At 73.4% G+C, this 22,058-nt stretch carries 18 protein-coding genes; 5 read left to right on the plus strand and 13 right to left on the minus strand.

Translation table 11 applies throughout. The annotated features are described in order from the left end of the window. Positions 1-23 precede the first annotated feature (23 nt). From ACFV57_RS03595 to ACFV57_RS03615, 5 genes are all read right to left on the minus strand, one after another. Complete coding sequence (locus ACFV57_RS03595; RefSeq protein ID WP_385225257.1) at positions 24-830, minus strand: SDR family NAD(P)-dependent oxidoreductase; 807 nt, start codon at positions 828-830, stop codon at positions 24-26. A gap of 76 nt (positions 831-906) precedes the next feature. Continuing rightward, positions 907-2,124, minus strand: coding sequence for a serine hydrolase domain-containing protein (locus ACFV57_RS03600; protein WP_385225259.1), 1,218 nt, complete (start codon positions 2,122-2,124; stop codon positions 907-909). A gap of 89 nt (positions 2,125-2,213) precedes the next feature. Continuing rightward, positions 2,214-3,023, minus strand: coding sequence for an energy-coupling factor ABC transporter ATP-binding protein (locus tag ACFV57_RS03605; RefSeq protein WP_385225261.1), 810 nt, complete (start codon positions 3,021-3,023; stop codon positions 2,214-2,216). Next, entirely contained in the window at positions 3,011-3,772 is a 762-nt protein-coding gene (gene cbiQ / locus ACFV57_RS03610) for a cobalt ECF transporter T component CbiQ (RefSeq protein ID WP_385225263.1), read from the minus strand. The genes ACFV57_RS03605 and cbiQ overlap by 13 nt, the downstream gene beginning before the upstream one ends. A gap of 1 nt (position 3,773) precedes the next feature. Beyond that, complete coding sequence (locus tag ACFV57_RS03615) at positions 3,774-4,955, minus strand: energy-coupling factor ABC transporter permease (RefSeq protein WP_385225265.1); 1,182 nt, start codon at positions 4,953-4,955, stop codon at positions 3,774-3,776. Positions 4,956-5,105: 150 nt separating this feature from the next. Here ACFV57_RS03615 and ACFV57_RS03620 point away from each other — a divergent pair, with 150 nt between their 5' ends. Next, positions 5,106-7,151, plus strand: a complete 2,046-nt coding sequence (locus tag ACFV57_RS03620) for an MFS transporter (RefSeq protein ID WP_385225267.1) — start codon at positions 5,106-5,108, stop codon at positions 7,149-7,151. Positions 7,152-7,212: 61 nt separating this feature from the next. Here the strand turns inward: ACFV57_RS03620 and ACFV57_RS03625 are convergent, their stop codons facing one another. Both ACFV57_RS03625 and ACFV57_RS03630 read right to left on the minus strand, forming a co-directional pair. Further along, on the minus strand, positions 7,213-7,434 hold the full coding sequence (locus ACFV57_RS03625; RefSeq protein ID WP_385225269.1) for a DUF397 domain-containing protein: 222 nt from the start codon (positions 7,432-7,434) through the stop codon (positions 7,213-7,215). After that, on the minus strand, positions 7,431-7,667 hold the full coding sequence (locus ACFV57_RS03630) for a Scr1 family TA system antitoxin-like transcriptional regulator (protein WP_385225271.1): 237 nt from the start codon (positions 7,665-7,667) through the stop codon (positions 7,431-7,433). Before ACFV57_RS03630 ends, ACFV57_RS03625 begins: the two co-directional genes overlap by 4 nt. Positions 7,668-7,809: 142 nt before the next feature. On the opposite strand from ACFV57_RS03630, the gene ACFV57_RS03635 reads away from it, so the two are divergent. Then, positions 7,810-9,009 (plus strand): serine hydrolase domain-containing protein, encoded by a 1,200-nt coding sequence (locus ACFV57_RS03635; protein ID WP_385225273.1) that lies wholly within the window; start codon positions 7,810-7,812, stop codon positions 9,007-9,009. A 189-nt stretch (positions 9,010-9,198) separates the two neighbouring features. Here the strand turns inward: ACFV57_RS03635 and ACFV57_RS03640 are convergent, their stop codons facing one another. Together ACFV57_RS03640 and ACFV57_RS03645 are read right to left on the minus strand one after the other, a co-directional pair. Continuing rightward, the gene (locus ACFV57_RS03640; protein ID WP_385225275.1) at positions 9,199-11,406 is read right to left on the minus strand and encodes an MMPL family transporter; all 2,208 of its coding nucleotides are present in this window, start codon (positions 11,404-11,406) and stop codon (positions 9,199-9,201) included. Between the two features lie 143 nt (positions 11,407-11,549). After that, entirely contained in the window at positions 11,550-12,122 is a 573-nt protein-coding gene (locus ACFV57_RS03645; RefSeq protein WP_385225277.1) for a TetR/AcrR family transcriptional regulator, read from the minus strand. Positions 12,123-12,290: 168 nt separating this feature from the next. Between ACFV57_RS03645 and ACFV57_RS03650 the strand changes: the two genes are divergently transcribed. Next, positions 12,291-15,686, plus strand: a complete 3,396-nt coding sequence (locus ACFV57_RS03650) for a S41 family peptidase (RefSeq protein ID WP_385225279.1) — start codon at positions 12,291-12,293, stop codon at positions 15,684-15,686. Positions 15,687-15,717: 31 nt separating this feature from the next. Continuing rightward, positions 15,718-16,320, plus strand: coding sequence for a hypothetical protein (locus ACFV57_RS03655; protein WP_385225280.1), 603 nt, complete (start codon positions 15,718-15,720; stop codon positions 16,318-16,320). Between the two features lie 71 nt (positions 16,321-16,391). On the opposite strand, the gene ACFV57_RS03660 is transcribed toward ACFV57_RS03655, so the two are convergent. From ACFV57_RS03660 to ACFV57_RS03670, 3 genes are read right to left on the minus strand one after another with little or no spacing between them, the layout of a single operon-like run. After that, on the minus strand, positions 16,392-17,273 hold the full coding sequence (locus ACFV57_RS03660; RefSeq protein WP_385225282.1) for an SDR family oxidoreductase: 882 nt from the start codon (positions 17,271-17,273) through the stop codon (positions 16,392-16,394). After that, positions 17,270-18,247 carry an alpha/beta fold hydrolase gene (locus ACFV57_RS03665; RefSeq protein ID WP_385225284.1) on the minus strand — a complete coding sequence of 326 codons (978 nt, stop codon included), beginning with the start codon at positions 18,245-18,247 and terminating at the stop codon, positions 17,270-17,272. The genes ACFV57_RS03660 and ACFV57_RS03665 overlap by 4 nt, the downstream gene beginning before the upstream one ends. Continuing rightward, a complete protein-coding gene (locus tag ACFV57_RS03670) occupies positions 18,247-19,773 on the minus strand; it encodes a flavin-containing monooxygenase (RefSeq protein ID WP_385225286.1) in 1,527 nt (508 codons plus the stop codon). The genes ACFV57_RS03665 and ACFV57_RS03670 overlap by 1 nt, the downstream gene beginning before the upstream one ends. A gap of 324 nt (positions 19,774-20,097) precedes the next feature. Between ACFV57_RS03670 and ACFV57_RS03675 the strand changes: the two genes are divergently transcribed. After that, a complete protein-coding gene (locus ACFV57_RS03675) occupies positions 20,098-20,847 on the plus strand; it encodes a MerR family transcriptional regulator (RefSeq protein WP_385225620.1) in 750 nt (249 codons plus the stop codon). A gap of 8 nt (positions 20,848-20,855) precedes the next feature. On the opposite strand, the gene ACFV57_RS03680 is transcribed toward ACFV57_RS03675, so the two are convergent. Then, the gene (locus ACFV57_RS03680) at positions 20,856-22,043 is read right to left on the minus strand and encodes a nuclear transport factor 2 family protein (protein ID WP_385225288.1); all 1,188 of its coding nucleotides are present in this window, start codon (positions 22,041-22,043) and stop codon (positions 20,856-20,858) included. Positions 22,044-22,058: the final 15 nt, after the last annotated feature.

Consider the following 22,058-nt stretch of genomic DNA (forward strand, 5'->3'; position numbering starts at 1 on the left):
ACGGCCCGGGCCCGGGGCGGGGGTCAGTGCCGGTCGCCGAGCAGCGCCTCGCGCAGGGCCGTGTTGGCGGTCAGGATGCCGCCGTCCACCGGGAGCGTGATGCCGGTGATCCACGCGGCGTCGGAGGAGGCCAGGAAGGCCACCGCGGCGGCGATGTCGTCGGGGCGGCCGACCCGGCCCAGGGGGTAGGCGGCCGCGGCGCGTTCCAGGGCTTCGGGGCGGTCGCCCCAGTTGGGGGTGTCGACCGTGCCCGGCGCGACCAGGTTGACCCGTACGCCGCGGCCGGCCGCCTCGCCCGCGAGGGTGCGGGTGAGGGAGGCCAGGCCCGCCTTGGCGGCGCTGTAGGCGTGGTTGCCGAAGTCCTGCTCGCCGTTGACCGAGCCGACGCTGACGATCGCGCCGCGGCCGTCGGCGGCGGCCAGGTGGGGCAGCGCGGCGCGGGCGCAGCGGAAGGCGCCGCCCAGGGTGATGTCCAGGTCGCCGGCCCAGTCCTCGTCCCGCTGGTCCTCGAAGAGCGGGGTGCCGGGCGAGCACCGGCAGGCGTTGTTGACCAGGACGTCGAGTCCGCCGAAGCGGTGCACGGCGTGTGCGACGGCCGCGTCGACGGCGGTGCGGTCCGCGACGTCGCAGGCGAGCGCCTCGGCGGTGCCGCCGCTGCCGCGGGCGCCGGCGTCCTCGCGGATGCGGGCGGCCGCCTGTCCGGCCCGGTCGGGGTCGCGGTCGGTGACCAGGACCCGGGCCCCTTCGGCGGCGAGCCGCCGGGCGGTGGCCTCGCCGATGCCCCGGCCGGCGCCGGTGATCAGTACGCGGTAGCCGTCGAATCGCCTCATGCGCCCAGCCTGACGCACGGGTCCCGCGAGCAACAGACCCCGGGCGTCGGGCGCCCCGGGCCCGGCTGCGCGCGCCTCAGGCTTCGAGCGCGGCCCGCAGGGCCCGTACCAGTGCCTGGGCCCGCGGGTCGGCGGTCACGTTCTGCTGCATGCCGTTGGTGACGTAGCCGAGCGCCGTGCCGGACTCGGGGTCCGCGAAGGCCAGGCTGCCGCCGCGGCCGGGGTGGCCGAAGGAGCCGGGGGCCAGGAGGGGCGAGGCGGGGCCGTGCAGCATGTAGCCGAGGCCGAAGCGGGTGTTGACGACGAGGGTGCGGTCGGGTCCCGCCGACTCCTCCGTACGGGCCAGGGTGAGCGTGGCGGGCGCGAAGAGGCGGGGGTGGCCGTCGACGGGGCCGATGAGCGCCGCGTAGCAGCGGGCCAGGGCGCGGGCGGTGGCGATGCCGTTGGAGGCGGGGAGTTCGGCGGCGCGGTAGGCGTCGGCGTTCTCGTCGGGGGCCGGGGTGATGGCGCCGAAGGCGCGCCGGGTGAGGGAGCCGGGGTCGCGGTAGGCGTCGGAGACGTTGCGCTTGGGGCGGACGCGCAGTCCGGCCGCGGCGGGCGGGGCCGGTGCCTCGACGTCGGCGAGGCGGCCGGTGCGGGCGAGCGCGTCGGCGGGGGCGCCGACCCACAGTTCCAGGCCGAGGGGCCCGGATATCTCGTCGGCGATCCAGGTGCCGATGGTGCGGCCGGTGATCCGGCGTACCAGTTCGGCCAGCAGCCAGCTGTAGGTCTGGGCGTGGTAGCCGTGGTCGGCGCCGGGGGTCCAGGCGGGGGCCTGGGCGGCGAGGGCGGCGGGGCCGCTGACGCCGTCGACGGCCTGCTCCGGGGTGAGCGGGGTGTCCAGGACGGGCAGGCCCGCGCGGTGCGAGAGGAGGTGGCGGACCAGGACGCGGTCCTTGCCGGCGGCCTTGAACTCGGGCCAGTACGTGCCGACGGGGGCGTCCAGGTCGAGCAGGCCGCGCTGGTGGAGCAGGAGCGGCACGACGGCCGCGATGCCCTTGGTGGCGGAGCGGATGACCTGGGCGGTGTCCGCTTCCCAGGGGGCGCCGTCGTCCGGCGCGTGCGCCTCGGGGCCGTCGGCGTCCCGGCTGCCGCCCCACAGGTCGACGATCTTGCGCCCGTGCCGGTAGACGGCGACAGCCGCGCCGCGCTCGCCGCGCCACGCGAAGTTGGCCGCAAAGGCGTCGCGGACCGGCTCGAAGCCGTCCGCGACCGTGCCCTGGACGTCCACCACTGTTTCCCGCTTCCCACTCATCCGTCGCGTTTGTGACCTATCAATGGTGCAACGCGCGGATCAGTGCTGGTGACCAGGGGCGGCGGCGGACGCGGTGTGCGGGGGTGCCGTCAGGGCGTGGGGATCGTCACAGAGCGCGGATCGAAACCGAAGGGCAGTTCGAGTCGGTGCGCGGCCATCAGTTCCGCGTCGCCCAGCAGGTCCTGGGTGGGGCCGTCGGCGGCGATGACGCCCTCGGACAGGACGACGGCGCGCGGGCACAGTTCGAGGGCGTACGGCAGATCGTGCGTGACCATCAGCACCGTGACGTCCAACGCCCGCAGGATGTCGGCCAGTTCGCGTCGCGAGGCGGGGTCGAGGTTGGAGGACGGCTCGTCCAGGACGAGGATTTCCGGGCGCATCGCGAGGACGGTGGCGACCGCGACGCGGCGGCGCTGCCCGAAGGAGAGGTGGTGCGGCGGGCGGTCGGCGTAGTCCGCCATGCCGACCCGGCCGAGGGCCTCGGCGACCCGCGCCGCCAGTTCGGCGCCGCGCAGCCCGGCCGCGGCGGGCCCGAAGGCGACGTCCTCGCGGACGGTGGGCATGAACAGCTGGTCGTCGGGGTCCTGGAAGACGATGCCGACACGGCGGCGGATCTCGGCGAGGTGGCGCCTGGCGACGGGCAGCCCGGCGACCGTGACCGTACCGGCGCCGGGCGCGAGGATGCCGTTCAGATGCAGGACGAGGGTGGTCTTCCCGGCGCCGTTGGGGCCGAGCAGCGCGACCCGCTCGCCGCGGGCCACGGTGAGGTCGACGCCGTAGAGGGCCTGGTGGCCGTCGGGGTAGGCGTAGGCGAGTCCGGCGACCTCCAGGGAGGGGGCCGGGGGCGGTTCGGGTGCGGTGGTGACGGGCGTGGGCACGGGGTTGTTCAAAGGGTCCATCCCAGCAGGCATACGGCGAGGGCGGCGGCGGGCAGGGCGGCGGCGCGGGTCCACTGGGCGCCGGTCGCGGCGGCGGTGTCCGGTACGGGCAGGGTGCCGGTGTAGCCGCGGCTGACCATGGCGAGGTGGACGCGTTCGCCGCGTTCGTAGGAGCGGATGAACAGGGCGCCGGCGGACTTGGCGAGGACGCCCCAGTGGCGTACGCCGCGCGCCTCGAAGCCGCGGGAGAGGCGGGCGATGCGCATCCGCCGCAGCTCGTCGGCGATGACGTCGCCGTAGCGGATCATGAAGGAGGCGATCTGGACGAGCAGCGGCGGCATCCGCAGCCGTTGCAGGCCGAGCAGGAGGCCGCGCAGTTCGGTGGTGGCGGCGAGGAGGACGGAGGCGGCGACGCCCAGGGTGCCCTTGGCGAGGATGTTCCAGGCACCCCAGAGGCCGGGCTCGCTCAGCGCCGTCCCCAGGATGTGGACGCGCGGCCCCGTGGCGACGAACGGCATCAGGACGGCGAAGGCCACGAACGGCACCTCGATGAGCAGCCGCTTGAGCAGGAACCCGGCGGGCACCCGGGCCGCCGCGGCGACCGCGGCCAGCAGCAGCGCGTACAGGGCGAAGGCCCAGACGGCGGTGCGCGGGGTGGCGACGACGGCCAGGACGAAGCAGAGCACCGCCGTGATCTTGCAGTGCGGCGGCAGGGCGTGCACCGGCGAGTGCCCGTGCCGGTAGAGCTTGTGGGCGTGCCCGGCGCCCATCTCAGGCCGATTCCGGCGTGTGCTGCTGCGGCGGTACGGCGTCCCCGGCGGCGTTTCCAGCGGCGTCCCGGGCCGCGCCGCGGCGGCGCCGTACGACGACGAAGACGCCGGTGCCGACGGCGAGCGTCGCGCCCACCCCGATCACCCCGGCCAGCCCGCCGGAGATCCGGGGGTTCGCGATGTCCTTGACGCTGTAGTCGGCCAGCGGCGAGTCCTTCGCCGCGTGCTCCTCGGCCTTGGCGTCGATGCCCTGGTCCTCGGCGACCTTCTCCAGGCCGTCGGGGCTGGTGGAGGCGTAGTAGCTGACGCCGCCGGCGCAGATCAGCGCGGCGGCGACGCCGGCCAGCCAGACGCGGCGGGTGGAGCGCCGGGCGGCGTCAGGCCGCGGGGCGCCACCCGCGGCGCCCGCCGCGTCCTCGCCGGGCCGTGGCGCCTCGGCGGGCTCCGGCTCCCCCGCTGCCGTCGCGGGCCCGGCCAAGGGGGAAGTCCGCAGCTGGAGCGGCTTGGCCAGCCCGCGCGCCCCGTACACGAGGTCGGGGCGCACGGCGAGGACCGCGCCGACGGTCAGCGCGGTGATGACGGCCTCGCCGATGCCGATGAGGACGTGTACGCCGGTCATCGCCGCGAAGACCGTGCCGAGCGGTACGTGGGTGGTGCCGCCCAGCGCGTACAGGCCGGTGAAGGCGGCGGCGGCGGCCGGTACGGAGACCGCGGCGGCCACGAAGGACGCGGCCGTGACCGCGCGGCGCCCGCGCGGCAGCACCTTGACCAGGCCGCGGAAGATCCCGTACGCGACGAGAACGGTCACCACCGCCATGTCGGTGATGTTGACGCCGAGCGCGGTCAGCCCGCCGTCCGCGAAGAGCACCGCCTGCATGAGCAGCACGACCGAGACGCAGAGCACGCCCGTGTACGGGCCGACGAGGATCGCGGCCAGCGCGCCGCCGAGGAGGTGGCCGCTGGTCCCGGCTGCGACGGGGAAGTTGAGCATCTGGACGGCGAAGATGAAGGCGGCGACCAGGCCGGCGAGGGGCGCGGTGCGCTCGGCGCCGAGAGCGGTGTGCGGTCCGTGGCCGCCCAGTTCGCGGCGGGCGCCGCGCAGGCTGACCGCGACGGCGGCAGCGGCGAGGATGCCGGTGGCGGCCGAGACGGGGGCGTCGATGAATCCGTCGGGTACGTGCATGAGGGTCTCCGCTCAGCCGCGCAACCCTTTCATCGTGGCCGTACTGCATATGGGTCGCAAGAGCGCCCGGGACGCGAAACCGCAACGGACCGTCACCCCGACAGCAGCAAAAGGTGGCGAAGCAGGGCATTGGCCCAAAGGCTTGGGGGCATGACCACGGCCGCCGCGCACGCCCCCGCCCCCGAAGCGCGCAGCGCTCCGCCCGCGCTGAGCCGCCGCCGTACCAACCTCGTCTTCACCACGATCGTGCTCGGCATGCTGCTGGCCGCCCTGGACCAGACGATCGTGTCCACCGCGCTGCCCACGATCGTGGCGGATCTGGGCGGCGGCGGGCACATGGCGTGGGTGGTGACGGCGTACCTGCTGGCCGAGACGGTCTCGACGGTGCTGGTCGGCAAGTTCGGCGACCTCTTCGGCCGGAAGATCATCTTTCAGGTCAGCGCGGTGGTCTTCGTCGGCGGCTCGATCCTGGCCGGGGCCTCGGCCTCGATGCTGATGCTGGTCGCGGCCCGCGCCGTGCAGGGCATCGGCGGTGGTGGCCTGATGGTGACGGCGATGGCGCTGATCGCGGACGTCATCCCGCTGCGCGAACGCGGCAAGTACCAGGGCGCGCTGGGCGCCGTCTTCGGCGTGACGACGGTCGTCGGCCCCACCCTGGGCGGCCTGTTCACCGACCACGCCTCCTGGCGCTGGTGCTTCTACGTCAATATCCCCATCGCGGTCGTCATGGTCGTGATGGCGGCGCGTACGGTTCCCGTCGTACGGGCCGCGGTCCGCCCGGTGATCGACTACATCGGCATCGTGCTGGTCGCGCTGGGCGCCTCCGGCCTCGTCCTCGGCCTGGAGTGGGGCGGCAACGAGTACGCGTGGGGCTCGCCCGTCATCATCGGCCTGTTCGTGGGCTCGGTGGTGCTGCTGGCGGCGTTCGTGTTCGTGGAGCTGCGGGCCAAGGAGCCGATGCTCCCCATGCACCTGTTCCGCAACCCGGTCTTCACCGTCTGCTCGGTGCTCAGCTTCATCGTCGGCTTCGCGATGCTCGGCGCGATGACGTACCTGCCGACGTACCTCCAGTTCGTCGACGGCGTCTCGGCGACCATGTCGGGCGTGCGGACGCTGCCGATGGTCGCCGGGCTGCTGGGCACCTCCATGCTCTCCGGCGTCGTCGTCAGCCGCACCGGCCGCTACCGCGTCTTCCCCATCGTCGGTACGGGCGTGATGGCGCTGGGCCTGTACCTGATGTCGACCATGGGCGCGAGCACCGGCCCCTGGCTCGAATCGCTGTACATGTTCGTGCTCGGCCTCGGCATCGGGCTGGCGATGCAGGTGCTGACCATCGCCGTGCAGAACACCGTCAACTACCACGAGCTGGGCTCGGCGACCTCCGGCGTGACCTTCTTCCGCACCCTCGGCTCGTCCTTCGGGACAGCCGTCTTCGGCACGCTCTACAGCAACCGCCTCGACCCCAACCTGAAGGCGGCCCTGGCGAAGTCCCCGGGCGTGCCGCCGGAGGCAGCGGCGAGCCCGCAGGCGCTGCACCGGCTGCCCAACGCGCAGGCCAGACCGGTGATCGACGCCTACGCCGACACCGTCAACCACGTCTTCCAGTGGGTGGTGCCGGTCGCGCTGGCCGGGTTCGTGGTGGCGTGGTTCCTCAAGGAGGTGCCGCTGCGCGACAGCGCGCGGGCGGCGGCGGGCGACCTGGGCGAAGGCTTCGCGGCGCCCGACTCCACCGACTCCGACCAGCAGTTGGAGCGGGCGGTGGCCCGGGTGATGCGCAAGGCGGAGGGACCGGTGAGCCTGGAGGTGCTGGCCGCGTCCGGCAGTTCGCTCACCCCCGGCCAGGCGTGGGCACTGGGCCAGATCCACTGGCGTACGCGCATCCACGGCGAGACCTCGCTCGCCGCCGTCGCCCAGGCCCACCGGATGCCGGACGAGGTGCTGGAGCCGGTCTTCACGCGGGTGGTGTCCGCCGGGTACGCGCGCTACGAGGACGACGGACGGCTGGTGCCGACCGAGGCGGGCCGCACCGAACTCGACCGGCTGATCGTCGCCTGGCGCGAGTGGCTGGACGACCGTCTGGAGGGCTGGACGGCCGAGGACCCCGAGGACCGCGCCCGCCTGGCGCGCGCACTGGACAACATGGCGGCACGGCTCCTGGACGAGGACTCGTCGCACCGGGAGCGCACGGCGGTGTGAGGGCGGTGCGCGCCGAGGCCGTCAGGGGCCCGGGCGCGGACCGCCGACCGAATGCGGCTTCCTACCCGAGGCCACCGAACCGGCCTGCGGCCACGGCGGAGACGAACGCGGCCAACTGCGCGCGGTCGAACCGCAGCGCGGGCCCGTTCGGGTCCTTGCTGTCCCGTATGGCAACTGTGTCGGCGTCGAGGATGCCGCATTCGACGCACTGTGCTCCGCTGTCGCTGTACGTGGACTTCCACCACGTCACGGGAAGGGCGGAAGCGTCGTCAACGTGGCTCATGTGTTCTTCCTTATCTCTGTGATCAGGTCCGCCGATGCCCCGACCGGGAGTGCGGCGGAGGTAAGTCGTTGCCAGGCGTCCCGGTGAGCCGCCACCTTGTCAGCTTCCTCGATGTACAAGGCCGAGGTCAGCCCCTCGGTATGAACGACGTCAAGGTCGACGTGCGGGCCGAACCCAGCACCGAGAAGCTGCCCGGTTCCGCCGCCACGCAGACGAACCGGCTCCGCGTCCACCTCACGGCGCGCCGTGCCGAACGGCTCCCGGACCGGCAGTGCTGTGCGATGACCGCAGGAGGCCGGGCGCGTTCTGGACCGGGGGCGCGGGCGGGGTTAGGTTGCCAGGGCAACTATCCGCTCGCGGGAGGAGCCGGCGACCGTGACCACAGCCGTGCAGGGCATCTGTGCCCCCGAGTTCGAGAACGTACGGGCCGAGTTCGAGCGCAACTTCGCCGAGCGCGGCGACGTGGGCGCGTCGCTCGCGGTGCGCCTGGACGGCGAGTTCGTCGTCGACCTGTGGGGCGGGGACGCGGACGCCGAGGGCGCCCGCCCCTGGGAGCGCGACACGCTCGTCAACGTCTACTCGACGAGCAAGGGCATGACCGCCCTGTGCGCCCATCTGCTCGTAGATCGGGGCGAGCTGGACCTGGACGCGCCGGTCTCCCGCTACTGGCCCGAGTTCGCGCAGGCCGGCAAGGGGGACGTGCCGGTGCGCTGGCTGCTCTCGCACCGCGTGGGCCTGCTCGGGCCGCGGGAGCGGCTGACGCCCGAGGACGTGTACGACTGGGAGAAGATCTGCGCGGTCCTGGCCGCCGCCGAGCCGTGGTGGGAGCCGGGCACGGCGCAGGGCTACCACGCGGTCAGCTTCGGCTTCCTGGTCGGCGAGGTCGTACGCCGTATCACCGGTGTCTCGCTCGGCACCTTCCTGCGTACGGAGATCACCGAACCGCTCGGCGCGGACCTCTACATCGGCACCCCCGCCGCGGAGCACGGCCGCTGCGCCCAGCTGATCGGCCCGGACGGCGGCGGCTCCCTCCGCAGCCTGTACGCGAAGCTGCTGGAGGACGGGCCGGTGCGGTCGCTGGACGCCCACCCGCTCGCGCCGCTGGCGCTCGCCATGGGCCATCTGCCGACGGGCAACGTGAACAGCGCCGCCTGCCGTTCGGCCGAGATCCCCGCCGCCAACGGCAATGCCACCGCCCGCGGCCTGGCGGAGGTGTACGGGGCCCTCGTCGACGGCAAAATCGTCGGTGCCGACACCCTCGCCGCCCTGCGGGAGCCCCAGGGCCGCCCCGGCGAGCCGGACGTGGTGCTCAGCGCCACCGCGCCGGACGGCCTGCCGTTCTCCTGGGGCTGCGGCTACATGATCAACACCGGCGGCTACCTGGGCCCCAACAAGGGCGCCTTCGGGCACGGCGGCGCGGGCGGCTCGTTCGCCTTCTGCGATCCGGAGAACCGGCTGTCGTACGCGTACGCCATGAACAAGTTCGGGGGCGGCACGTCGGGCGGCGACGTCCGCAACTTCGCGCTGGTCGAAGCGGTGTACGCGGCGCCGGGCCTGGCCGGGCGCACCGGCTGAGACGGAGTCCGGCGGCCCGTACCGCCGCGGCCGGTCCCGCCGTCCCCTCGTACCGCCGCGGCAAAGGGCCCGGCGGCCCGCCCCGCTCCGCGGGGGCCGGCCGCCGGGCCGTTTCGCGCCGCGCCCCGTCCCCACGGGGCGGCGCGGGCCGGGGCGGCCGCACCGCTCACGCGGCCGCCCCGGGGCTCGTCACACCTTGGCGAGTTCCGGCTTCTCGGCCGGCTCGGGGGCGAGGTGCTTCTGGAGCTGTTCGCCCTCGACGTCCACGTTGGGCAGCGCGCGCTGGAGCCACTTGGGCAGCCACCACGCGGCGCGGCCGAGGAGGGCGAGGACGGCGGGGACGAGGGCCATGCGGACCACGAACGCGTCGAAGAAGACGGCGACGGCGAGCCCGAAGCCAATCATCTTGATCATGGATTCGGAGGAGCCGATGAAGCCGGCGAAGACCGAGATCATGATGACCGCGGCGGCCGTGACCACCCGCGCGCCGTGCCGGAAGCCGGTGACGACCGCCTGCCCCGGGCGCTCCCCGTGGACGAACGCCTCCCGCATCCGCGTGACGAGGAAGACCTCGTAGTCCATGGCGAGTCCGAAGACCACGCCCACCATGAAGATCGGCATCATGCTCATGACCGGACCGGTCTGCTCGACGCCGAACAGGCCGGACAGCCAGCCCCACTGGAAGACCGCGACCACCGCGCCGAGCGCCGCGACGACCGAGAGCAGGAAGCCCAGGGCGGCCTTCAGGGGCACCAGGACCGAGCGGAAGACGACCATCAGCAGCAGGAAGGCCAGGCCGACCACCAGCGCCAGGTAGGGCAGCAGGGCGTCGTTGAGCTTCTCGGAGACGTCGATGTTCATCGCGGTGGTGCCGGTGACCAGCGCCCGCGCGTCGGCGTCCCGCGCCGCGTCGCCCGCCTTGCCGCGGATCTCGTGGACCAGGTCCTCGGTCTCGGTGCTGCTCGGCTTGGACTTCGGTACGACGCTGAGCATCGCCGTGTCCCCGGCCTGGTTGAAGGTCGGCGGGGTGACGGCCGCGACGCCGTCCAGCTTGGCGACGACGCCGGCGACCCGCGTGGCCGCCGCCTTCGGGTCCTTGCTGCCCTGCCCGTCCACGACCAGCATCAGCGGCCCGTTGAAGCCCGGCCCGAAGCCGTCGGAGAGCAGGTCGTACGCCTTGCGCTGGGTGGTGCTGGTGGGCTGGGCGCCGTCGTCCGGCAGGCCCATCTCCAGTGAGCTCGCGGGGACGGCGATGACACCCAGGCCGACCACTCCGGCCAGCAGGACGGCGACCGGCCGCCGCAGCACGAAGCGCGCCCAGCGGGTGCCCATGTTGGGCTTGCCGCCCTCGGCCTCCCCCGCGGCCGGGGCGCCCTTGCGGGCCTTGCGGCTCAGCACCCGCTTGCCCGCGAAGCCCAGCAGCGCGGGGATGAGGGTCAGCGCGACGAGGACGGCGATGACGACCGTGCCGGCCGCCGCGATGCCCATCTTCGTCAGCATCGGGATGTTGACCACCGACAGGCCCACCAGGGCGATGACGACGGTCAGTCCGGCGAAGACCACGGCGGACCCGGCGGTGCCGACCGCCCGCCCGGCCGCGTCCTCGCGCTCGCGGCCCTCGGCCAGTTCGGAGCGGTAGCGGGAGACGATGAACAGCGCGTAGTCGATGCCGACGGCGAGGCCGATCATCATGGCGAGGGTGGACGTCGTGCTGGACAGGTCCAGGACGCTGCCGAGCGCGGTGATGGACGAGACGCCGATGCCCACGCCGATCAGCGCGGTCAGCAGCGGCAGGCCGGCGGCTATCAGCGCGCCGAAGGTGATGACGAGGACGACGGCGGAGATGACGATGCCGATGACCTCGGTGGCGCCGGTCTCCGGCATCGCCTGGAGCGCGTTGCCGCCGATCTCGACGGTCATCCCGGCGTCGCGGCCGTGCTGGGCCGCTTCCTTGAGCGCGTCGCGCGCGTCATCCTTCAGCTCGAAGCCGGAGACCTTGTAGGTGACCTGCGCGTAGGCGATCTTGCCGTCCTGGGCCACGCCTTTGGCCAGGTACGGGTCGGAGACCGAGGCGACCTGCGGCGAGGAGGACTTCAGCTCGCCGACGACCTTCTCGACGGCCTGCTTCTGCGCCGGCCCGGTCATCTGCTGCCCGTCGGGCGCCTTGAAGACCACGTGTGCCGTGGCGCCGTCCGCCTTGGTGCCGGGGAAGCGCTCGCCCAGCAGGTCGAAGGTCTTCTGCGACTCGGTCCCCGGTACGGAGAAGGAGTCGGCCGCGGGCGAGGAGGCGGTGGCGGCGCCGACACCGGCGACGGCCAGCAGCGCCACCCATATGAGGGCGACGAAGCGGCGTCGCCTGAAGGCGAACCGTCCGAGTTTGTAGAGGAATGTAGCCACGAGGAGGGGCGCTCCCGTCGGGTGAGGGACGTACAAGGGCGTACGGAGCCGGCCCGACGACGAGAGCGGCGCGTCGAGAGCTGCCGTTATGGGGGGAGTTGGAGACGGTTGGGTCCGGCCTGCGTGGGGGGGGCCGGGCCCGGTCAGACGCCGAGGGCGGGGAGGACCACGGCGTCGACGTAATCGGCGAGGAAGGCGCGGTCCGGGGGCCGGTCCTCGATGAGCTGCTGGGCGACGAAGGCGCCGATCAGCATGTGGGGTACGTAGGCGAGCGCGGGGCGTCCTGCGGGGATTTCGCCGCGCTCGACGGCGCGGGCGAGCATCACGTCCATCCCGGAGAGGTCCGGGTTGACGATCAGGTCGCGCAGCGCCTGGTGGAGGTCGGGGTTGTCGTGCGCGGCCCGTACGAGGCCCCGCAGCAGCGCGCAGTCGCGTTCCATCTCGCAGTCGTCCGCGCGGGAGACCATGGCGTGCAGGTCGCCGCGGAGGCTGCCGGTGTCGATGTCGGCGACCTGGACGGGCTTGTGGTGGTGGAGCGCCTGGGCGACCAGTTCGGGCTTGCCCTGCCACTGGCGGTAGAGGGTGGCCTTGCTGGCGTGGGTGCGGGTGGCGACGGCGTCCATGGTCAGGGCGTCGTAGCCGACCTCGCGGAGCAGGTCGAGCACGGCCGCGTAGAGCTCGGCCTCGCGCTCGGGGGTCAGCCGGCTGCGGCCCATCGCGGCACACCTCCTCCTGATGAACGAAACGGTTTCGTACAGCTTCGGTACGGCCCGACGCTACTCCCGGCCACAGCGAAACGGAAACGTTTCGATGGTGGTGTGCGTCACGGGATCACGGCCCGTGGCCGAGTTGCCACGGTCCGCCCGCGCCGAAACCATGGGGGCGTGAGTGACGGCGCGTATCTCCGGTTCCCGCACCTCCACGGCGAGCTGCTGTGTTTCGCCGCCGAGGACGACCTCTGGGTGGCACCGCTGGCCCCCGACGGCGGGCCCGCGCCGCGGGCCTGGCGGCTGACGGTCGACCGCACCCGGATCAGCCACCCGCGGTTCTCCCCGGACGGCCGGCACATCGCCTTCACCACCTGGCGCAGCCTCGACCCGGAGGTCCACCTCGCCCCGGTGGAGGGCGGCCCGGCGCGCCGCCTCACCTATTGGGGGAGCACCGACGCCCGCGTCTGCGGCTGGACCCCGGACGGCCACATCCTGGCCGTCTCCTCGCACGGCCAGCCCTTCTCGTACTACTCCTGGGCCTACAGCGTCCCCACCGACGGCAGCCCCGGCGGCCGGCTGCCCTGGGGCCCGGTCTCGGACATCGCGGTCGCCGACTTCACCGCGGACGGGCGCCGCCTGGAGGGCGACGGCCATCCGTACGGGAATGTCGGGGACGGCGGGGAGGACGGGGGCGGCCAGGCGGACAGCGGCGTCGGCTCCCACGACGACACGGTGGACCGCAAAACGCTGCTGCTGTCCGGCAAGCCGCCGCACGAGCCCGCCTCCTGGAAGCGCTACCGCGGCGGCGCGATGGGCCGGATGTGGCTGCACGGCACCCGGCTCCTGCCGGACCTGCGCGGCCACCTGGACGCGGTGATGTTCGTCGGCGACCGGATCGCGTTCCTCTCCGACCACGAGGGCGTCGCCAACGTCTACTCCTGCAAACCGGACAGCACGGACCTGCGGCGGCACACCGACCACGCCGACTTCTACGCCCGGCACGCGGCCACCGACGGCGCCCGCATCGTCTACCAGTGCGGCGGCGACCTGTGGCTGGTGGACGACCTCGGCCCGAGCGGGAAGCCGCGCCGCCTCCAGGTGCGGCTGGGCGGCCCGCGCGCCGGGCGCCGGACGTACCAGATCCCGGCCGGCTCGCACATCACCTCCCTCGCCGTGGACACCACCGGGCGGGCCAGCGCCGTCGGCGTACGCGGCAGCCTGTACTGGCTCACCCACCGCGACGGCCCGGCCCGCACCATCCACGACGAGCCGGGGGTACGCGTCCGGCTGCCCGAGATGCTCGGCTCCACCGGCCGGATCGCCTACGTCACCTCCGCGGCGGGTGACGACGCCATCGAGATCGCCGACCTGCCCAAGGCGGGCATCCCGCGCGCGCCGCGCCGCCTCGCGGCCGGGCGGCTGGGCCGCGTCCACGAACTGGCCGCCGCGCCGGACGGCGAACGGCTGGCGGTGGCCGCGCACGACGGACGGCTGCTGCTCGTCGACGTCCCGGCGGACGGCGACGGCGAGGGCGGGGTCGCCGAGCTGATCAGGTCCGACAACGGCCCGGTCCGCGACCTGGCCTTCTCCCCCGACTCGGGCTGGCTGACCTGGTCCCACCCGGGCATCGGCCGCACCCTGCGGCAGATCAAGATGGCCCGGCTCACCGGCAACGGCGCCGGGGACGGCGAGCCGGCCGCCCGCGGCGTCGTGGACGTCACCAACGGCCGCTTCGAGGACGAACAGCCGGTCTTCACCCGCGACGGCCGCTACCTCGCGTTCCTGTCCTGGCGCGGCTTCGACCCGGTCTACGACGTGCACACCGGCGACCTGTCCTTCCCGCTCGGCTGCCGCCCCTACCTCGTACCGCTGTCCTCCGCGACGCCCTCCCCCTTCCAGCTGTCCGCCGACGGACGGCCCGCGGCGGGCGGCCTGGACCCGGCCCAGGCGCCGGTGACGGCCGAGGGGACGGCGCTGGTGGAAATGGAGGGGCTGGCGAGCCGGGTGACGCCGTTCCCGGTGTCGGCGTCGAAGTACTCGGCGCTGCGCCCGGTCGCGGGCGGCGGGCTGGTCTGGCTGCGCTGGCCGATCTCCGGCGCGCTCGGCGAGACGTTCGCCAGTCCCGACAACACCTCGGGCCAGCCGACGCTGGAGCACTTCGACCTGGTCAAGGCCAAGCGCACCGAACTGACCGGCGCCATCGACTCGTACGCGCTCAGCGGCGACGGCACCCGGCTGGTCGTCAACGACGAGGGCGACCTGCGCGCGGTGCCGGCGACCGAGCCGCCGGACGCCGACTCGACCGTCTACCTGGACCCGCGGCGCATCCTGCACGACGTGGACCCGCCGGCCGAGTGGCGCCAGGCGTACGACGAGGCGGGACGGATCATCCGCGCGTACTTCTGGGACCCCGGGCTGAGCGGCGTGGACTGGGACGGGGTGCTCGACCAGTACCGCCCGCTGGTCGAACGGGTCGCCTCCCCCGACGAGTTCGCCGACCTGCTGCGCGAGGTGCTGGGCGAGCTGGGCACTTCGCACGCGTACGTGACGGCGGGCAAGCGCAACGAGGGGCCCCCGCACTACCAGCGCGCCATCGGCCTGCTCGGCGCCAACTTCGTCTTCAAGGACGGCTACTGGGTGGTGCGGCGCATCCTGCCCGGCGACTCCTCCGACTCCCGGGCCCGCTCGCCGCTGGCCGGTACGGGCATCCGCGAGGGCGCGGCGCTGACGCACGTGGACGGCCGCCGGGTCGATCCGGTGGCCGGTCCGTATCCGCTGCTGTCCGCGGCCGGCGGCACCACCGTCGAGCTGACCTTCGCGCCGGAAGGCGGCGGGCCGTCGCGGCGGGTGGCGGTGGTCCCGCTGGTCGACGAGCGGCCGCTGCGCTACCAGGACTGGGTGGCCAAGCGCCGGGCGGTGGTGCGGGAGCTGAGCGACGGCCGCTGCGGCTATCTGCACATCCCCGACATGGGCGGCTCCGGCTGGGCGCAGTTCAACCGCGACCTGCGCATGGAGGTCTCCCGGCCCGCGCTGATCGTGGACGTACGGGGCAACGCGGGCGGCAACATCTCCGAACTGGTCGTCGAGAAGCTGACCCGCACCATCGTCGGCTGGGACCTGACGCGCGACGCCCAGCCCGTCAGCTACGCGAGCAACGCGCCGCGCGGCCCGGTCGTCGCCGTCGCCGACGAGATGACCTCCTCCGACGGCGACATGATCACCGCGGCGTTCAAACTGCAGGGCATCGGCCCGGTCGTGGGCCTGCGCACCTGGGGCGGGGTGGTCGGGATGACCGGGCGGCACCGGCTGGGCGACGGTACGTACATCACGGTGCCGATGAACGCCGCGTGGTTCGAGGCGTACGGCTGGGGCGTGGAGAACCACGGCGTGGAGCCGGACATCGAGGCGCCGCGCTCGCCGCTGGACTGGGCCGAGGGCCGCCACCCGCAGCTCGGCGTCGCCGTCCGTACCGCGCTGGACCTGCTGGAGCGCCACCCCGCCGCGACGCCGCCGGACCTGTCGGACGTACCGGACCGGCGGCGTCCCGAACTGCCGCCGCGGAGCGGCTGAGCACCGACCGCACACCGACAGGAGCACCTGCATGGGAACGCGCATATGCACAGCGTCACTGACCGTCACCGCAGCGTTGACGGCCGGGCTCGCCACCGCCTCACCCGCCCACGCCGCCGAACCGCCCGCCCCCTCCACGCGGGCCGACGGGACGTACCTGCGGTTCGACAAGAACCAGCGCGACCCGTCCATGTCCCGCCTCCGTCTGGTGCAGTCCGGTACGGGGCGGGTGCTGGCCGACTACCGCTCGGGGTCCGGACAGGGCGGTACGGCGGGCCTCGACGAATGCGCGAAGAACAAGGGCTGGCTGCCGGACGGCACGTATCAGGTGCTCTCGCACACCACGGGGAAACGGGGCGGGCGCGACGGCATCAACGGGTACGCGATCCGGGTCGCGGACAAGGTGTGCCGGGACGGCCGGACCCAGCGCACCGCCCTGTTCCTGCACAGTGAGATGCGGCCGGACGGCAGCCAGGGCGTCGCGCGTCCGGGCCGCGACAGCCCGTACCGCTGGGACGGGGACGTCGACTACCGCTCACTGGGCTGCGTGAAACTGGCTCCGGCGGACATCAAGCACCTGTTCGCGGCGGCGCAGCGGTACGGCTGGCCGACGTCGCTCAAGGTCGTCAGGTAGCGGCCTCCGGGCGGAGGGGCACCCGTCGCCACGGGCGCCCCCTCGTACGCGGGCGGCACGCGGAACCCTTCTCAGCGGTTCGTCCGCACCTTCTCGTCCGCCTCCCCGCCCGCGCCCACCAGGCCCACGCGCAGCCCTTCGACCCGGTCGCCGAAGCGGCGCATCTCGCGCTGCCCCACCGTGCCGATAAGGGACGGCAGATAGCCGCGCACCGACTGCATCCCGCGCAGCCACCACTGCCCGTACACATGCGCGGAGCGGCGCTCGATGCCCGCGACGATCCGGTCGACGGCCGGGCCCAGCGGGTACGTCTTGTTCGACGGCCAGGGCAGCCGCCGGCGCAGTTCGCGCATCACGTCGTCCTGGTCGGCGCCGCGCACCATGTCCGTGTCGGTCCAGCTCAGGTAGCCGACGCCGACCCGTACGCCCTTGTGGCCGACCTCGGCGCGCAGGCTGTGCGCGAACGCCTCGACGCCGGATTTGGACGCGCAGTACGCGGTCATCATCGGCGCCGGGGCGAGAGCGGCGAACGAGGCGATCTGGAGGAAGTAGCCGCGCGACTCCATCAGGACGGGCAGGAACGCCCGTCCCGTGACGGCGCCGCCGATGAGGTTGACCTCGATGACCCGCCGCCAGGACACCGGGTCGGACTCGACGAACGGGCCGCCGGTGGCCACCCCGGCGTTGGCGACGACGATGTCCACCTTGCCGAAGCGGGCCTTGACCTCGCGCGCGACCTCGGCCATCGCCTCGTGGTCGGTGACGTCGGCGTGCCAGTGCGCGGCCTCGCCGTGCAAGGAGGCGGCGACGCGGGCCAGTTCCTCCGGCTCCAGGCCGACCAGAGCGAGCGTGGCGCCCCGTGCGGACAGTTTGCGGGCGAGGAGTTCGCCGACCCCGCGGGCCGCGCCGGTGACGACGGCGACCTGCCCCTCCAGGCTCCTGCGTGCGCTCATGCGGTCCTCTCCTTCGCCTCGGCGGCCGCTCCGGCCGTCGTCGTCCCGTCGCCGCCCAGGTGGTCGCTCAGGTGGTCGCGGACCAGTTCCCGGATGCGGCCCGCGACCGTGTCCGGCGCCTCGATGGGCGTCATGTGCCCGGCCCCGGGCAGTTCGGTCATCCCCAGGAACTGCGGCAGTACGGAGGCCAGCCGCCGCGAGTGCACGATCGGGGTGAGCCGGTCCGCGGTCCCCGCGACGATGCCGGTCGGCACCTCCAGCCGGGCCGCGCCGCCGGTCAGTTCCAGCTCCGCGAGGACCTTGCCCCAGCGGGACCGCACGCCCACCGGGCAGGCGTGCACGATGCGCGCGCACGCCTCCACCTGCTCGGGGGTGGCGGCCGGCCCCATCGTGGCGTACTTCAGGATGCGCTTGGCGGGCGCGGTGACCGGACCGAGCGGCGCCCGCGATCCGAGTACGGCGCGGTGCGCGACGCGCCGCCCGCCCGGCGAGCGCAGCGGTATCACCATGGACTCCGACGGCAGGTTCGAGCTTCCCGTGCTGCACAGCAGGACGGCCGCGGCCCGCTCCCGGAACTCCGGGCGCTCGGCGGACGCCATCATCGTCATGCCGCCCATGGAGTGCCCGGCCAGCACGGCCCGCTCCCCCGGTTCGAGGGCCGCGCCGAGGACGGCTGCCAGGTCGTCGGCGAGCGCGGTGGTGGAGTAGCCGCGCGGGCCCACCGCCGGGGTGCGGCCGTGCCCCCGCTGGTCGTAGAGCACCACCTTGTGGTCGGCGGCCAGGTCCCGTACGACCGGGGCCCAGAAGGCGGTGGAGCAGGTCCAGCCGTGCGACAGGACGACGGCGGGCAGGCCCGGGTCGTCCGGCCCGTGGATCTCCACGTGCAGCCGGGACCCGTCGGCCGAGGCCGCGGTCAGCTCCCGGCGCGGGGCGGGCGGGGCGTACCGGCCGCTGGTCATGGGCGTCGGTGCCATCACGCCACCGCCTTCGCGGTGTCGGCGGGCCGCGCCCCCGCGGGCCGGCCGGGGATGCGCAGCACCTCGTACTCGGCGAGGTCCACCTCCCGGGTCACCTTCCTGAACTCGGCGGTCGTACCGGGCCAGGCCGTCGTGTTGCGGCCGTTGGAGTCCAGGTACCAGCTGTCGCAACCGCCGGTGGTCCACACCGTGCGCTCCATGCGCTTCTGGATGCGCCGGGTCCAGGCGTGCACCGCCGAGGGGCGCGCGTTGAGCGCGATCTTTCCGCCCAGCACGTCCAACTGCCTCATGTAGTCGACCAGGTAGTTCAGCTGCGACTCGATCATCAGGATCATCGAGCTGTTCCCCAGGCCCGTGTTGGGGCCGATGATGGTGAGGAAGTTGGGGAATCCGGCCGCGCTGGTGCCGCGCAGCGCCTCCATCCCGTCCTTCCACTCCTCGGCCAGCGTGGTGCCGTTGGCGCCGGTGACGCGGTGGGCGATCGGCATGTCCGTCACGTGGAAGCCCGTACCGAAGACGATCGCGTCCGCCTCGGTCTCCGTACCGTCCGAGGCGATGAGCACATTGCCCCGGACCTCCCGCAGCCCGCCCGCCACGACGTCCACGTTCGGCTGGGTGAGGGCCGGATAGTACGAGTTCGACAGCAGAATCCGCTTGCACCCGATGCGGTAATCGGGCGTGAGCTTGGCCTGTAGCACCGGGTCCTTCACGGCCCGCCTCATGTGTCCCTTGGCCAGCCCCTCGATCAGGCCCAGCTCGTTCGGGCGCTTGGTGAAGGCGCTGACCTGCAGCTCCCTGATCCCCCACAGCAGCCCGCGGCGCGCGGCCCGGGTCGCCGGGACCTTCGTGTGCAGCCAGCGCTCCAGACCGCTGATCTTGCGGTCGGCGCGCGGCAGCACCCAGGCCGGGGTGCGCTGGAAGAGGGTGAGCCGGTCGACCGTCGGCTGGACGGCCGGCACGATCTGGATCGCCGAGGCGCCCGTACCGATCATCGCGACCCGCTTGCCGCGCAGGTCGTAGTCGTGATCCCAGCGGGCGCTGTGGAACACCTTGCCCGGGAACGTGTCCAGCCCCGGGATGTCGGGCACCTTGGGGTCGGAGAGCGGCCCGGTGGCCGAGACGACCACATCGGCGGTCAGCGCCCCCCTGGCGGTCTCCACCTCCCAGTACAGCCCCTCCCCGTTCCACCGCAGGCTGCGCACCTCCGAGTCGAAGCGCAGGTGCGGCCGCAGCCCGAAGGTGTCGGTGACCCGCTCCAGGTACGCGCGGATGTGCGGCTGCCCGGAGAAGTTGCGCGGCCACTCGGGGTTGGGCGCGAAGGAGAACGAGTACAGGTGCGAGGGCACGTCGCACGCGCATCCCGGATAGCTGTTGTCACGCCAGGTACCGCCCACCGAGCCGGCCCGCTCCAGGACCACGAAGTCGGTGATCCCCTGGCGCCGCAGCCGTACGGCCGCCCCCAGACCACCGAACCCCGATCCGATCACCGCCACCCGCACGTGCTCGTGTTCGCGCTCGGCCATGCCGCCGCCTCCCGAGTTCGACCGTCAGAACGTCAAGCCTTCGCCTCAAACCGCGCCAGCAATCACTGGCACGATTGGAGGGTAGGACACCCGCGTACTGAGCGGTAGGGGGTGCGCGGCGGGAAGTTACCGCTGGTTGCACCTCGGCCCGGCCCCGGGGCGGCGACATAGGGTGAACCCGTGGCAGAGAACAGGAACAGGGCACCCGCCCCGGATGACGCGGTCCCGGGCGGGGGCGGCGCCCCCGTGACGGGCGGCGGCGGCAACCCCGGGCCGGACGCCACGGCCGTACCCACCGCCGACTCCGGCCCCCGCGAATACCGCATGGCCGACCTCGCCAGGGAAGCCGGCATCACCGTCCGCACCCTCCGCTTCTACCGCGAGCGCAAACTCATCCCGCCACCGCGCCGCGAGGGCCGCATCGCCTGGTACAACGAACACCACCTCGCCCGCCTGCGCACCATCGCCGGCCTGCTGGAGCGCGGCCACACGCTCGGCGGCACCGCCGAACTCCTCTCCGCCTTCGACAACGGCCGCGACGTCGGCGAACTCCTCGGCCTGGAGGACACCCTCGTCGCCCCCTGGTCCGAGGAGACCCCCGTACGCCTCACCCCGGAGGAGCTCGCCGACCACTTCAAGGACGACGTCACCCCGGAGAACCTCGCCGCCTCCCTCGACATCGGCTATCTCGCCGTCGACGGCGACGAGTTCGTCCACATCAGCCGCCGCCTGCTGGACGCCTCCACGGAACTCGTCGCCGGCGGCGTGCCCCTGGCCGCCGTCCTCGAAGCGGGCCGCGAGGTCCGCACCCACGCCGACGCCCTCGCCGACCTGTTCATCAAGGTCATCCGCACCCACGTCCTGACCGACGTCCTCGACCGCGCCGCCGCCGGCGACCCCCTCGACCCCACCGAGGCCGCCCGCATCACCCAGACCATCGAAAAGCTCCGCCCCATCTCCAAGGGCATCGTCGACGCGGAACTCTCCATGGCGATGGACCGCAGGGTCCGTACCGAACTGGAGACCTGGCACCGGGAGCGGGACGAGGAGGCCGGCCCGAAGCAATCCGGTTGATCCTCCCCTCACAGGAGTGCCGGTTGACCGTTCTCCTCGCGGAAGTGCCGACGGTAGACCTTGTTGGCGATGCGCCAGCCGCCCTCGACGCGGACCAGCAGGAAGATGTCGGTGAAGGTGTCCGCACCGTGTGAGAGCGTCATGGTCGCGGTCGCGACGGTGCCATGGACATCGATGGAGTCGACGCGGCGGGAGCGGGTCGGTTCGTCCGGGGCCGGCCTGCCCCGGAAGAGAGCGGTGTATTCGTCCAGCGACCAGGAGACGAATGCGCCGTCCCGCATTCCTTCGACATGGGCGGTGGGCAGGAACGCGGCGCGGAAGTGGGCGGAGTCGCCGGTGGCGTGTCCGCGGATGTAGGCGTGCAGCGGTTCGAGCACGGCATCCTGTACGGCGGGGACCGTAGCGGCGACAGCGATGTCGGCTTGGGGGGCGGCCGGGCTGTCGGCCAGGCCGGCCGCACTGCGCAAAGGGGTGCCCGATGCGGCGGCCAGCAATGCCATGTCCTTGGCCAGCGCCCCGATCGTGAAGTCGGCTGTGGCGGCGGGCGCCTCGCCCAGGAGAAAGGGGCGTTTGCGGGCCACGAGCCCGCCGAGCTGGCCGAGTTCGAGGATGTCGAGCACCTGGGTGCGGGGCAGACCGAGGGCGTCGGCTTGTCGCAGCGTGTCACGTAGCGCGAGGACGGCCCCGGCAAGGCTGTTGTTGGTGATCAGCTTCAATGCAGCGGCGATGGAGGCCCCCTCCACGCGTTGCGCCGTGCCCAGCGCGTCCAGAACCGGCCGTACCCGGTCGAACGCGTCCTGGCCGGCAGCGGCGAGAATGCGCAGGGTGCCGGCGGCGACAGCCGGCACCGAGCCGAGCACGGGAGCGTGCACGTAGGACGGGCCGAATTGCCGCGCGAACTCCGCCGCTTCGACGGGCGCGACAGTGCTGACGTTCACAACGACCGTGTCCGTTCGCAACGAGCCGTGAACATCATCGAGGACCTGTCGGCAGGCCGGGCCGTCGAACAGTGCCAGGAGTACGACGTCGGCCCCGGCCACGGCCTCGTTGGGCACGCGGGTCGTCCTGACCGCGTCCGGTGTACGCCCTGAACGGGTCCAGCCGACGACGTCCCAGCCCTGGCCGGTGAGTCGGGACGCGATGGCGCCGCCCATGCGGCCCAGGCCCAGGACAGCGATCGAGTGCGGTGTGGTCATGCGCGCCACAGTGCT

This window comes from Streptomyces sp. NPDC059788 (genome assembly GCF_042732265.1).
GTDB lineage: Bacteria > Actinomycetota > Actinomycetes > Streptomycetales > Streptomycetaceae > Streptomyces.

What these genes read in the sequence shown, in the direction of transcription:
- ACFV57_RS03645 (WP_385225277.1), bottom strand. Translation starts at nt 12,122, where the DNA reads ATGGGCCGCAGCCGGCTGACCCCCGAGCGCGAGGCCGAGCTCTACGCG.
- ACFV57_RS03680 (WP_385225288.1), bottom strand. Translation starts at nt 22,043, where the DNA reads ATGACCACACCGCACTCGATCGCTGTCCTGGGCCTGGGCCGCATGGGC.
- ACFV57_RS03665 (WP_385225284.1), bottom strand. Translation starts at nt 18,247, where the DNA reads ATGGCACCGACGCCCATGACCAGCGGCCGGTACGCCCCGCCCGCCCCG.
- ACFV57_RS03660 (WP_385225282.1), bottom strand. Translation starts at nt 17,273, where the DNA reads ATGAGCGCACGCAGGAGCCTGGAGGGGCAGGTCGCCGTCGTCACCGGC.
- ACFV57_RS03620 (WP_385225267.1), top strand. Translation starts at nt 5,106, where the DNA reads ATGACCACGGCCGCCGCGCACGCCCCCGCCCCCGAAGCGCGCAGCGCT.
- ACFV57_RS03655 (WP_385225280.1), top strand. Translation starts at nt 15,718, where the DNA reads ATGGGAACGCGCATATGCACAGCGTCACTGACCGTCACCGCAGCGTTG.
- ACFV57_RS03595 (WP_385225257.1), bottom strand. Translation starts at nt 830, where the DNA reads ATGAGGCGATTCGACGGCTACCGCGTACTGATCACCGGCGCCGGCCGG.
- ACFV57_RS03605 (WP_385225261.1), bottom strand. Translation starts at nt 3,023, where the DNA reads ATGGACCCTTTGAACAACCCCGTGCCCACGCCCGTCACCACCGCACCC.
- ACFV57_RS03625 (WP_385225269.1), bottom strand. Translation starts at nt 7,434, where the DNA reads ATGAGCCACGTTGACGACGCTTCCGCCCTTCCCGTGACGTGGTGGAAG.
- ACFV57_RS03675 (WP_385225620.1), top strand. Translation starts at nt 20,098, where the DNA reads ATGGCCGACCTCGCCAGGGAAGCCGGCATCACCGTCCGCACCCTCCGC.
- cbiQ (WP_385225263.1), bottom strand. Translation starts at nt 3,772, where the DNA reads ATGGGCGCCGGGCACGCCCACAAGCTCTACCGGCACGGGCACTCGCCG.
- ACFV57_RS03670 (WP_385225286.1), bottom strand. Translation starts at nt 19,773, where the DNA reads ATGGCCGAGCGCGAACACGAGCACGTGCGGGTGGCGGTGATCGGATCG.
- ACFV57_RS03600 (WP_385225259.1), bottom strand. Translation starts at nt 2,124, where the DNA reads ATGAGTGGGAAGCGGGAAACAGTGGTGGACGTCCAGGGCACGGTCGCG.
- ACFV57_RS03615 (WP_385225265.1), bottom strand. Translation starts at nt 4,955, where the DNA reads ATGCACGTACCCGACGGATTCATCGACGCCCCCGTCTCGGCCGCCACC.